The sequence below is a fragment of the Curvibacter sp. EU05-FHT14A10 genome, assembly GCF_058791075.1.
In genome coordinates this window covers 35,730-46,494 of the sequence record NZ_JBYTDE010000028.1, presented here as the reverse complement: position 1 = coordinate 46,494, position 10,765 = coordinate 35,730, and the positions used below count along the sequence as shown (strand labels likewise).

The 10,765-nt window shown below is 66.0% G+C and carries 11 protein-coding genes; 6 read left to right on the top strand and 5 right to left on the bottom strand.

What is annotated here, in order from left to right; translation table 11 throughout:
• The 5 genes from AC3WUT_RS28720 to AC3WUT_RS28700 all read left to right on the top strand — a co-directional run.
• A partial coding sequence (locus AC3WUT_RS28720) for a sulfatase/phosphatase domain-containing protein (RefSeq protein ID WP_492350483.1) occupies nt 1-456 on the top strand: 456 nt, incomplete at its 5' end.
• Nucleotides 453-590, top strand: coding sequence for a hypothetical protein (locus tag AC3WUT_RS28715; RefSeq protein WP_492350482.1), 138 nt, complete (start codon nt 453-455; stop codon nt 588-590). The genes AC3WUT_RS28720 and AC3WUT_RS28715, both read left to right, overlap by 4 nt.
• Nucleotides 591-633: 43 nt before the next feature.
• Entirely contained in the window at nt 634-1,557 is a 924-nt protein-coding gene (locus tag AC3WUT_RS28710; RefSeq protein WP_492350481.1) for a LysR family transcriptional regulator, read from the top strand.
• 92 nt (nt 1,558-1,649) lie between these two features.
• Nucleotides 1,650-3,056: an FAD-binding oxidoreductase gene (locus AC3WUT_RS28705; RefSeq protein WP_492350480.1), complete on the top strand. Its 1,407-nt coding sequence runs from the start codon at nt 1,650-1,652 to the stop codon at nt 3,054-3,056.
• A 342-nt stretch (nt 3,057-3,398) separates the two neighbouring features.
• Complete coding sequence (locus AC3WUT_RS28700; RefSeq protein WP_492350479.1) at nt 3,399-5,783, top strand: DNA polymerase II; 2,385 nt, start codon at nt 3,399-3,401, stop codon at nt 5,781-5,783.
• Between the two features lie 520 nt (nt 5,784-6,303).
• Here AC3WUT_RS28700 and AC3WUT_RS28695 read toward each other — a convergent pair.
• The 3 genes from AC3WUT_RS28695 to AC3WUT_RS28685 form a co-directional block, all read right to left on the bottom strand.
• Nucleotides 6,304-6,786, bottom strand: a complete 483-nt coding sequence (locus tag AC3WUT_RS28695) for a GreA/GreB family elongation factor (RefSeq protein WP_492350478.1) — start codon at nt 6,784-6,786, stop codon at nt 6,304-6,306.
• 199 nt (nt 6,787-6,985) lie between these two features.
• Complete coding sequence (fliD, locus tag AC3WUT_RS28690; RefSeq protein WP_492350477.1) at nt 6,986-7,702, bottom strand: flagellar filament capping protein FliD; 717 nt, start codon at nt 7,700-7,702, stop codon at nt 6,986-6,988.
• 68 nt (nt 7,703-7,770) lie between these two features.
• Nucleotides 7,771-8,286 (bottom strand): DUF4405 domain-containing protein, encoded by a 516-nt coding sequence (locus AC3WUT_RS28685; RefSeq protein WP_492350476.1) that lies wholly within the window; start codon nt 8,284-8,286, stop codon nt 7,771-7,773.
• Between the two features lie 136 nt (nt 8,287-8,422).
• Between AC3WUT_RS28685 and AC3WUT_RS28680 the strand changes: the two genes are divergently transcribed.
• A complete protein-coding gene (locus AC3WUT_RS28680; protein ID WP_492350475.1) occupies nt 8,423-8,998 on the top strand; it encodes an Lcl C-terminal domain-containing protein in 576 nt (191 codons plus the stop codon).
• 27 nt (nt 8,999-9,025) lie between these two features.
• On the opposite strand, the gene AC3WUT_RS28675 is transcribed toward AC3WUT_RS28680, so the two are convergent.
• A complete protein-coding gene (locus tag AC3WUT_RS28675) occupies nt 9,026-9,421 on the bottom strand; it encodes a high-potential iron-sulfur protein (protein ID WP_492350474.1) in 396 nt (131 codons plus the stop codon).
• Nucleotides 9,422-9,539: 118 nt separating this feature from the next.
• Complete coding sequence (locus tag AC3WUT_RS28670) at nt 9,540-10,538, bottom strand: Bug family tripartite tricarboxylate transporter substrate binding protein (protein WP_492350473.1); 999 nt, start codon at nt 10,536-10,538, stop codon at nt 9,540-9,542.
• Between the last annotated feature and the right edge of the window lie 227 nt (nt 10,539-10,765).

Here is a 10,765-nt window from a genome sequence, read left to right as displayed (position 1 = left end):
ACCATCCTGCAGGGCGCGGGGATCGACCCCAGGCCCGAGATGCAGGGCCGGCCCGGCCGCTCGCTGCTGGAACTGGGTGCAGGCCCCGCCGAACCCGAGCGCGTGGTCTTCAGCGAGTACCACGCGGCCGGCAGCAACACGGCCGGCTTCATGGTGCGCAAGGGACGCTTCAAGTACCACTATTACGTGCGCCATCGGCCCGAGCTGTTCGACCTGGTGGCCGACCCCGAGGAACTTGCCGACCTGGCCAGCGACCCCGCCTATGGCGAAGTACTGAACGCGATGGAGGCCGAGCTGCGCGCCATCTGCGATCCCGAGGCGGTGGATGCGCTTGCCAAGGCCGACCAGTTGCGCATGATCGAGCGCCTGGGCGGTGTGCAGGTGGCCTCGCGCATGGGCGCCGGGGGGGCCACACCCGTGCCGCAGGAGGCGCTGGCCGCAGCCGCCGCGCCATGAAAGCGTTCGCCTGGCGGTGCCAGGGCGAGGAGCCGCGCTACCGTTTCACGCTGGCCAACGAGTGCACCCGCCTGGCATGGAGACGCAAAGCCCTGCCGGTGATGGCCGTACCAGCGCTGGCAGGCGTCACGTGAGCGGCGGGTGCCGCCAGGCGCCCACTGCATTAGAGTACCTGCCATGACGCCCCGCCAGCTCAAGTATTTCGTGGAGATCGCTCGCTCCGGCAGCATCACGACGGCCGCTGCCACCCTGCACATCGCCCAACCGGCACTCAGTCACCATATCGCGGCGATGGAAGAAGAGCTGGGCGTCGTGCTGCTGCAGCGCCACGCCCGGGGCGTGCGCCTCACCATCGAAGGCCAGCGCCTGTTCGACCGGGCAGCTTCCATCCTGCGGCAGATGGAGCGCCTGCGCGAGGATGTGCGCGACGCCGCCTCGCAGTTCCGGGGCGTGGTGCGGGCCTGCATCGTGGGCTCGATTGCGCCCGTGCTGGTGGTCCCCCTGTACCGCCTGATCCAGGAGCGGGCACCCGAAGTGCAACTGCACCTGACCACGGCCATGTCGCGCGAAGCCCAGACCCTGGTCGAGGCGCGGCGCGTCGACCTGGCCCTGCTGCCCACCGCATCCGAGATGTCCAAGCTCGAATTCCGGCCCGCCTACGAAGAGGACTTCTGCCTGTTCGGCACCCGGGAGCAGATGGGCAATGCCACGGGCGACATCCTGTTTCGCGAGATCGGCGACCGCCCTCTGGTAGAACCCGATCGTGATCACGACCTGCGCAAGTTGATCGAGCGCGCGGCCGTCGCGCTGGACTGCCCGCTCAACGTGCGCTACGAGGTCAACAGCTCCGACCTGCTGCGCAGCATGGTCTGCGGTGGGCTGGCCTTCGCGGTCATGCCGCGCAATTCATTTCCGGCATTCGAGGCGCGTGGCATTGTGGCCCGGCGCATCGTGGAACCTGTGCTCAGCCGCACCCAGTCGGTGGTCTGGTCCGTGGAGCAGCCGCTGACGCCGGCTGGCCACTTGGTGCGCGACCTGCTGCTGGAACTCATCGCCCAGTTGCTGGCCGACGGGCAACTGATGGGGCGAGCGTTGCCATGAGTTTTATCTGATGGCGCGTGGGTGCAAGGCGTATTTCTCCGCGCGTTGATCTTTCCGTAGAGTTCGATGCCATCAACACGGAGACGATGGCCATGCAGACGATATCGCGGCGGGATGTGCCGAAGCAAAACCTGGTGGAAGCCCTGTCCCGCATCCTGCCGGCGGGCCAGATCGTGCAAGACCCTGGCGTGACTGCCGGCCATGCGGGCGACTGGAGCGAGGCACCGCGCCACGCGCCCGCCATGGTCGTGTTCCCCCGCACACCTCAAGAGGTGGCCGGTGTGCTCGCGGTATGCAGCGGCCTGGGCCAGCCTGTGGTCATCCAGGGCGGGCTGACGGGGCTTGCGGGCGGCGCCACACCCACAGGGGCGGAGGTGGCGCTGTCCCTGGCCAAGCTCAACACGATCGAGGACATCGACACCGTGGGCGGCACGGCCATGGTGCAAGCCGGCGTGGTATTGGAGGAATTGCAGCAACGCGTGGAGGAACTGGGCTGGTCATTTCCGCTTGACCTGGGCGCGCGCGGTTCCTGTCAGGTCGGCGGCAACGCGGCCACCAATGCGGGCGGCAACCGGGTGATCCGCTTCGGCACCATGCGCGACCTGGTGTTGGGGCTGGAGGTGGCATTGCCCGACGGGCGACTGATGACCATGCTCAACCGAGTGACCAAGAACACGACAGGCGTAGACCTCAAGCACCTGTTCATCGGTGCGGAGGGCACGCTGGGCGTGATCACGCGCCTGGTGCTCAAGCTATCGCCCCGGGCCACTGCGGCCAACACGGCACTGTGCGCCCTGCCCTCGTTCGACGCCGCCACACGCCTGGTGCGCGATCTGCGACGTGCGCTTCCCGCCTTGTCGGCCTTCGAAGTGATGTGGTCCGACTACCTGGAAGCAGCCATGGAGGTGACGCGGTTGCGCCGGCCCTTCGATGCAGCCCACCCGGTCTACGCATTGGTCGAAACCCTGGGTGCCCATGACGAGCGTGACCGCGAGGCATTGGAACGTGAGCTGGGCGCCGCCCTGGAGCAGGGCCTGATCACAGACGTGGTGGTAGCCCAGTCGGTGGACGACGGCAAAAAGCTCTGGGCCTATCGCGAGTCAATCGGTGAATTGCTGGGCCAACTGAAGCCATTTGCCGCCTTCGACGTGGGCATCCCCATGGCAGCCATGGACGCCTTCGTGGAATCGGTGGGAGCTGAACTGGAGCGCCGCTTTCCGGCGCAGCGGCACCTGTTCTTCGGCCACATCGGCGATGGAAACCTGCATGTGCTCTCCGGCCCGCACGGGTCGCCAGAAAGCTTGCACCAAGTGGAAGAGGTCGTCTATGCCGCCACGGGCCGCGTGGGCGGCTCCATCTCGGCCGAACATGGCATCGGCGTGGTGAAAAAGGAGTTTCTCGCGCACAGCCGCTCGCCTGTGGAAATACAACTCATGCACAGTCTGAAGGCACTACTCGACCCCCAGGGCATCCTGAACCCTGCTCGTATCTTGGATTGACGGTCAGCCCACCATCAACGGGCCGCCTTTCGCGATACCGCGCTGGAAGCACCTGCATGGTGGTGCAGGAGAATGCGCGTGAGTCATCGTCGCACAAGGTCTTGGCCCCATGACATTGCCGTGCCGCCTCAGAACCAGGCCCAGATGCGGCGCAGCAATGCGGGTGCCGGTCGGGAGGGGCGGGCGGGCCGGAACACGTAACGGGGTGCTTTGTACATGGGCTTCTCGGTGCGAGTATGGTCGATACTGTACAAAATATCAGTATCATGAGCAAGCACCCCCACCCATCAACCTGTTCGCCCATGGGGTCACGCATGGGCCCGCGCCAGCATCCTTGATCTGATGTCCTCCGTGCCCGCACCCACCGAGCTTTCGGGCTTCCTGCTCACCCGCCACTGGCGCGATCTCGCTGAGGGGACCGAGATCGAATACTGGCTGGCCACCGACGAGGGGCCGATGAAGGTGCTGTTGACCCAGCAGACCTCGGTCGCCTTTGTGTCGGCCCACCATCGGGCGGTGGTCGAGGCCCAACTGGCCAAGCTGCCAGGCCTGGAGCTCAAAGAGCTCGGTTTGAAAACCTTCGACCAGGCGCCCGTGCTCGGCGTCTATGCCCGCAGATTCCGCGACCTCAGCAAGCTGGCGCAAGCCCTTCAGCCTCTGCAGATCCCACTCTATGAGGCCGATGTGCGCCCGCACGACCGATACCTGATGGAGCGGTTCATCACCGCCGGTGTGCTGGTCGAGGGCGGGCTGCGCGAAGGTTCTACCCTGGTCAACGGCCGCTTGAAGCCCTTGCCGGCTTGGCGCCCGACCTTGAAGGTGGTGTCGCTGGACATCGAAACGAGCGCGACCGAGGCGCTGTACTCAATCGCCTTGGACGGTGCGGGCGACCGGGTGGTGTTCATGCTGTCGCCGGCGCCAGCGCCGGCCGAGCCAACGAGGGACTTCAGGCTGGTGTACTGCCCCACTCGCCAGCAGATGATCGAGCAGCTCAATGCCTGGTTTGCGGCCCATGACCCCGACGTCATCATCGGCTGGAACGTGATCCAGTTCGATCTGCGGGTGCTGCAGAAGGCGGCCGACGCATGCGCCGTGCCACTGCTGCTGGGGCGCGAGCATCGCCCCATCGCGTGGCGCCCCCACCCGGGCCGCCAGGGCTACCTGTTCGCCCCCATGCCGGGCCGCGTGGTGATCGATGGCATCGAAGCCCTGAGGGCGGGCATGTGGAGCTTTCCGTCGTTCAGCCTCGAATCGGTCTCACAAGCCCTGCTGGGCGAGGGCAAGGAGATCGGCGATGCCTATGACAAGATGGCCGAGATCGAGCGACGTTTCCAAACAGACAAGCCCGCGCTGGCCAGCTACAACATCCAGGACTGCGCGCTCGTGTTGCGCATCTTCGACCAGTTGGAGCTGCTGCCCTTCATGCTCGAACGAGCCCAGACGACGGGTTTGCAAGTGGATCATTTTGGCGGCTCCATCGCCGCGTTCAGCCACCACTACCTGCCACGCATGCACCGCCTGGGCTACGTGGCCCCGAACGTGGGGGACATCGCGGCCAAGGCCTTCCCGGGCGGCTATGTGATGGACTCCAACCCGGGCTTCTACGACTCGGTGGTGGTGCTGGACTACAAGAGCCTGTACCCCTCCATCATCCGGACCTTTCTGGTCGACCCCGTGGGCCTGGCCGAGGGATCGCACGCGGATGCCGAAAGCGGTCTGGTGCACGGGCCGCAAGGCACGCTGTTCTCGCGCGACAAGCACTGCCTGCCCGACATCGTGACCACCTTGTCGACGGCCCGGGACGAGGCCAAGCGCTCGCGCAACCAGCCGCTGTCGCAGGCCCTGAAGCTGCTCATGAACTCCTTTGCCGGCGTGTTGGGGGCCTCGGAGTGCCGATTCTTCAACCCGAAGCTGGTGTCCGCCGTGACCCTGCGCGGCCACGAGGTGATGAAGCTCACACGCATGTGGGTGGAGCAGCGCGGCTACCAGGTCATCTACGGCGACACCGACTCCATCTTCATCTGGCTCAAACGCCAACACCCCAACGCCGAGGCCCACGCCATTGCGGCCACCCTGGTGCAGCAGATCAACGCGTGGTGGACCCGCAAGCTGCGTGAGGAGCAGCAACTGGAGAACTTTCTCGAAATCGAGTTCGACACCCACTATGTCAAGTTCTTCATGCCCACCATCCGAGGCTCGGAGGTCGGCAGTAAAAAGCGCTACGCCGGCCTGAGCGTCGATGAAGCGGGGCGTGAGGAGATGGTCTACCGCGGGCTGGAGATGGCGCGCAGCGACTGGACCCCACTGGCCCGTCAGTTTCAGGAGGGCCTGCTGTCGCGCATCTTCCATGGCGAACCCTACCGGGCCTATGTGGCCGACTACGCGCGCTCGATGCTGGAAGGCCAGATGGATGCGCTGCTCGTCTACCGAAAACGGCTGCGTCATGCGCTGGATGCCTACCAGGTCAACACCCCACCCCAGGTGCGCGCAGCGCGCCTGGCCGACGCCCACAACGCCCGGCTGAACCGCCCCCAGCAATACCAGCGCGGGGGCTGGATCCAGTACGTGATGACACAGAGCGGCCCCGAGCCCCTGGAAGCGCGACACGCCCGCATTGACTATGAACACTACCTCACCAAGCAACTCCAGCCCATCGCCGATGCGATTCTCCAGCCCTTGGGCGACAGCTTTCTGGCCTTGACCAGCGCGCAGAAGCTGCTGTTTTAATCGACAACAAAGTCCGTCCGTGGTCGTGACGAGTCGTCGTCTGTTTGAACTCTTGAGCCGCCTGGTCAGGCCACACGCATGGGGCACCCCGGCCAGTGGCTCGCGGCTGATCCCTGCGTTGGATGCCGGCAAGGCGACGGAGCGCGCGGTTCCGAGCGCCAGCCTGTGGCATACCTCAACCGTCGCGGTGTCGTGAAAACTGGCGACGAGAATACCAAAGCGCACCGAGTCCCAACAAGAGATACGCCACGCATGCCAGCACGAAGGTCTTGGGGTGATCCTCGAAGTGGATGACCCTCGGGTGAGGGCCTTTGCCTATCTGCCATCTGTCTTCCACGATGGACCTCAGCGTGACGAAAACGAGCACGCCCCCCGCGATGCCCGCTGGCAATGGCGACCGTATACGCGGCCCCCCATCCGGGTCATAGGTCAACTTTTCCCAGAGCGTCATGGCCTCCATCATCGCTCCATTCGACGTGTTTGGCGCAAGAGGGCGTGCTTGCCAGTGGGCTGCTCTCAATCATGCCACCTGCAACACCTCAAACCGCTGGTGGGCAGGCCCGGTGCCAATCACCACCTCATCCCCCTCCCCTTTGCCCAGCAAAGCGCGGCCCAGCGGCGCATCGCTGCTGATGACCTGAATGATCTGGGTGCCGCTGTGCAGCTTCATGCTGCCGCCGGCAGGGCCCAAGAAAAGGTGCTGCTGCTGGCCGTTGGGATCGGCCAGGCAGACCCGTGCGCCCAACTGGATGCCCAGGCCGGCATCGTAGGGGCGTGGACGAAACTGGCGCCAATGGGCCAGGGCCTGGCGGATGGCCTCGGCGCGGCGCGCCTGGCCGGTGGCCAGGTAGGCGGCTTCGAGGCCCAGGGTGTCGTATTTGTTCTCGGCGATGTTTTCTTCGTGGGTGGCCGCTTCATGGGCCTCGCGCAAAGCCTGTTCGACCTGCAGCAGGTCTTGGGCCAGGCGGTCCAACACCTGCTGCTGGAGCATTGACTTGTCCATGGTGGATGAGAGTGGGGCGGCTCGCATCAGCGATGCGTGCAAAGGAGGAAGGGGGCAGCTTGGGGTGATGAGGAACAGGCCCTCACCGGTTGAGGCGCGCTGATCGTAGCAGGCTCTGTGGGCGGTGACGCGGGCCACGCGGCCTTTGGCCTGCAAGGGCTTCACACCGCGCGCCAGGCACGGCCTGGTGCTGGCATCGCTATGAACCCGAGGCCTGCTGATACACCGACAAGCCCGTGCTCTGCTGCAGGCTGAGCATGGCCTTTTGCTGCTGCGCCAGGGCGCTGCTGTGCAGATTGAGTTTGGCCACACTGGCGCCCACGTTGCCGTCGCCGGCCAGTTCCTTGTTGGCTGCGGCCTGCACTTGCTGGCCCAACTGGGCCAGGGCCGCCCTCACGCCGGCCGGGTCTTTGGCCAGGGCGGCGGCAAACTTGCTGGCATCTTGCTTCAGGGAGCCATCGGCCTGCACCGACAGCCCCAGCTTGCTCATGGCGCTCTGATTGGCCACGCCACCGGTCAAAGCGCCATCCAGATCGCGACCGACACGCCCCGCCGCTTGGGCCGCCTGGCTTGAGCCCGACACGGCTGCTGTGGTCTTGGCCGCCTTCACCGCCGCATTGAAGGCATTGAAGAAATCCCCGGTGGCTTGGGTCACCTCCGACGCTGACGAGACCGATGACAGCTGGGTCAAGGCCTGCGCAGCCGTCTGACCGGTCGCCAACGCCGACTTGAGCTGGCCAAACGATGACAACTGGGCGGTGGTGGCGCTCGCGTCGGCCTGGATGCGGGTGGCCGTCTTGGTCAGGGCCGCCGACGCCGCCGCCAAGGCACCCGTCGCTTGGGTGGCCTGAGAGCCCGACCCGTTGGAGGCCGAAGCGCTCAGCAGCGTGTTGAGGTAGGCGGTGTTGATGTTCATGGCAGCGCCAACACTACCACTTCACGCCCCCGCAGATCGCCCGATTTCAGGGGCCATCGGCCTGCTTTTCAGCGTGCTGCGCCAGCCCGCCCTTGCGCCAGGGTCTTGAGGGCGAGGCCCAGGCGCTCGCGGTCCTTGCCCACGGCCGCAGCCAGCGTGGCCTCATCGTCGGCCAGTGGGATGCCCGCTTCGGCCAGGGCCTGGCGGGCCTGCTCAGGTGTCTTGCCATACAGGGGGGCCAGCAGGCGGATGGGCGCGCCCGACACGGCCTGGAGGGCCAAGCCTGGGGTGGATGGGCCTTTGGGGGCGCCGCCCGACCAAGGCACGAAAGAGCCGGCCAGCACCAGGGCCAACAGCAGCATGAGCCACAGGGCCGGCCCAGGCTTGAAATAACGCTTGAAGCCGAACCAGTTGGCCAGCGCGTGCACCACCACCGCGGCCACCATCAGCCAACCCACCCATTCGTGCAGGGTCTTCTGAAGGCTGTTGTCCCAGTGGAAGAACATCAGCAGGCCGGTGGCCCCCATCAATACAAATACACCGATGGTGAGCGGCGTGGCCCACTCACGAGAAACCTTGATCATGAAACGAATCCTTGAAATGTCACACACGCTGCAGCCCTTGTGCGGGGCCCCAGCCGCCTCATTTTGGCGAGCCAATGTGCAAGCAATTTGAAGAAACGCAAGCCGGTGCACAAAGAGCCTGGGCACAATCCGGAACATGATCATTGCCCTGCCCCGCTCGTTGGCTGTTTTTCTGCTGCTTGGTGCAGCCCTTGGCGTGCAGGCCGCAGCACCCGAGCCTGCAGCGTTGCTGGCTGGCGATCCGCACAGCGACGAGGTTCGAGAGACGGCCTCTGGGCTGGTGTGGGCCCGTTGTGCCGAAGGCATGCGCTGGAGCGGCAGCCACTGCCAGGGCCGCCCCATGCTGCTGACCCGGGCCGAGGCCATGAAGCGTGCCGCCGAGCGCCAGCGCGACAGCGGGCTGGCCTGGCGCCTGCCCACTGCCAAGGAGTTGCAGCGCCTGGTCAAGCTCAACCGCCAGGACGAGGGCCTGGACCCCAAACTGTTTCCGGATGCGCCCCTGGGCTGGCACTGGTCGTCCACGACGCGCGCCAATGGCCAGGCCGTGAACGCCTACCGCTACGACAACATCACCCGCGGCGTGTCGGGCGAGTCGGTGAACCGGCTCAGCTTTCTGCAGGGCTGGTCGGTGGACCTGGGCACGGGTGAAATGAACGGCGAGGTGGCGAAGAAATCGGAACTGCCGGTGCGGTTGGTGCGCAACGAACGCTGAGGCCGATGCGCCGACGCCCGTGAAGGATCAGCCGGGCTTGCGCTCCCAGGCATTGCACCAGCCTGCGGCCGCCACCTCTTTGCCATAGAACAGACCGCAGCCCCCCTGGGGCTGAGCTGCATCGCCGGCATACAAGGCGCAGTTGGCGCAAGTCTGGCCAGGTTTGTAACTGGGGTTCTTGCCCGGGTCGACCCGGGTCGCATCGGCGCGGTAGGCCAAGCCCACTGCGCCGGGGTCGGATTCGTCGAGCAAGCCTGAGCTTGCCTGGGCCCGGGCCAGGCGGGGGGCCGCGGCCCAGGCGCCCAGCGCCAGCGCGGGCAGGCCCAGCAGCCACAGGCGGCGCGTGGAGGGGGGCCGGGCGTTGGCCGCAGGGTTGGGGAGTGAAGAAGTGGTGAGCAGCATGGGGTGCTTGGGGTGCGTCATGACCGCACTATAGAAGCCGCGCAGATCACCTGTGCGGCGCTCGGAATAACGCCGAGATGGCGCAGGGATGACGCTGGGATGACGCCGTGCGGGGCCTGGCACCGGCCTGCGGCAGCCCTCAGTCCAAAACCACCTTGCCCGCCTTGACCAGTTCGGCAAAGCGCTCGGTCTCGGTCTTGAGGGTGCGCGCCATGTCCTCGGGCCGGTCGCCCACGGGCTGGGCGCCGATCTCGTCCATGCGCCGGATGAAGTCGGATGACTGAATCACCTTGACCATCTCGGTGTTGAGGCGGGCCACGATGTCGCGCGGCGTGAGCGCCGGCGCCAGCACGCCGAACCAGGTGCCGATGTTGAAGCCCTTGAGGCCGGCCTCGTCCAGCGTGGGCACCTCGGGCAAGGCAGGCGAGCGGCTGGCGGTGGTGACCGCCAGGGCACGCAGCTTGTTGCTGCGGATGTGCGGCAGCACCGGGGTGATGGTGTCAAAGGACATCGTGATCTGACCGCCCAGCAGGTCGGTGGCCAAGGGGCCGCTGCCTTTGTAGGGGATGTGGGTGAGCGCCACGCCCGTGTTGTTCTGGAACTGGGTGCCGATCAGGTGCTGGGCCGTGCCATTGCCGTTGGAGCCATAAGTGGCCTTGTCGGGCTGGGCCTTGAGCAGGGCCACCAGTTCGGCCACGCTGCGCACCGGTGTGGCGCTGTTGACCACCAGCACATTGGGCACCACCGCCACCATGGTGATGGGGGAGAAGTCTTTCTGAAAGTCGTAGGGCAGCTTCTTGTAGACGCTGGTGGCAATGGTGTGGTGCACCGCACCCATCAGCAAGGTGTAGCCATCGGCCTTGGACTTGGCCACATAGTCGGCTCCGATGGTGGCACCCGCCCCTGGGCGGTTGTCGACGATCACGGGCTGGCCCAGGCTCTTGGCCAGGGCCGTGCCCAGGGCCCGCGCCAGCACGTCCGTGGTGCCTCCGGGCGGAAACGGCACCACCAGGGTGACGGGCTTGGCGGGCCAGGCCTGGGCCTGGGCGGCACCGGCAAGGCAGACCAGCGCCCCGACCGCGGCCTGCAGCAGCAAACGCCGTCGAGGCCTGGATGCCCCAGTTGGGTGAAAGTTCATGTCGGTCTCCTGAATGGGGGCTGGCCCTTGTTTGAAGACCGACTTTAGGAGTTCATGCAAGTTGTGAATCACCCCGGAAGTGAATCCACAGTTAACTCAGATTCAAGAATCGGGCCCCACGCCAACCCGGATCCCAGGGATCGGTACAGACCCCTAGCTGGCATGAAATGGCAAGAGCGTGTCGCCTTTTGCGAGGTGCCCGGCAACCGCCAAAACTAGATTCCCAC

Bases quoted from the DNA above. Each gene is read 5' to 3' on its own strand.
- AC3WUT_RS28705 (WP_492350480.1), top strand. From the start codon at position 1,650: ATGCAGACGATATCGCGGCGGGATGTGCCGAAGCAAAACCTGGTGGAA.
- AC3WUT_RS28680 (WP_492350475.1), top strand. From the start codon at position 8,423: ATGATCATTGCCCTGCCCCGCTCGTTGGCTGTTTTTCTGCTGCTTGGT.
- AC3WUT_RS28675 (WP_492350474.1), bottom strand. From the start codon at position 9,421: ATGACGCACCCCAAGCACCCCATGCTGCTCACCACTTCTTCACTCCCC.
- AC3WUT_RS28715 (WP_492350482.1), top strand. From the start codon at position 453: ATGAAAGCGTTCGCCTGGCGGTGCCAGGGCGAGGAGCCGCGCTACCGT.
- AC3WUT_RS28670 (WP_492350473.1), bottom strand. From the start codon at position 10,538: ATGAACTTTCACCCAACTGGGGCATCCAGGCCTCGACGGCGTTTGCTG.
- AC3WUT_RS28695 (WP_492350478.1), bottom strand. From the start codon at position 6,786: ATGGACAAGTCAATGCTCCAGCAGCAGGTGTTGGACCGCCTGGCCCAA.
- AC3WUT_RS28685 (WP_492350476.1), bottom strand. From the start codon at position 8,286: ATGATCAAGGTTTCTCGTGAGTGGGCCACGCCGCTCACCATCGGTGTA.
- fliD (WP_492350477.1), bottom strand. From the start codon at position 7,702: ATGAACATCAACACCGCCTACCTCAACACGCTGCTGAGCGCTTCGGCC.
- AC3WUT_RS28710 (WP_492350481.1), top strand. From the start codon at position 634: ATGACGCCCCGCCAGCTCAAGTATTTCGTGGAGATCGCTCGCTCCGGC.
- AC3WUT_RS28700 (WP_492350479.1), top strand. From the start codon at position 3,399: ATGTCCTCCGTGCCCGCACCCACCGAGCTTTCGGGCTTCCTGCTCACC.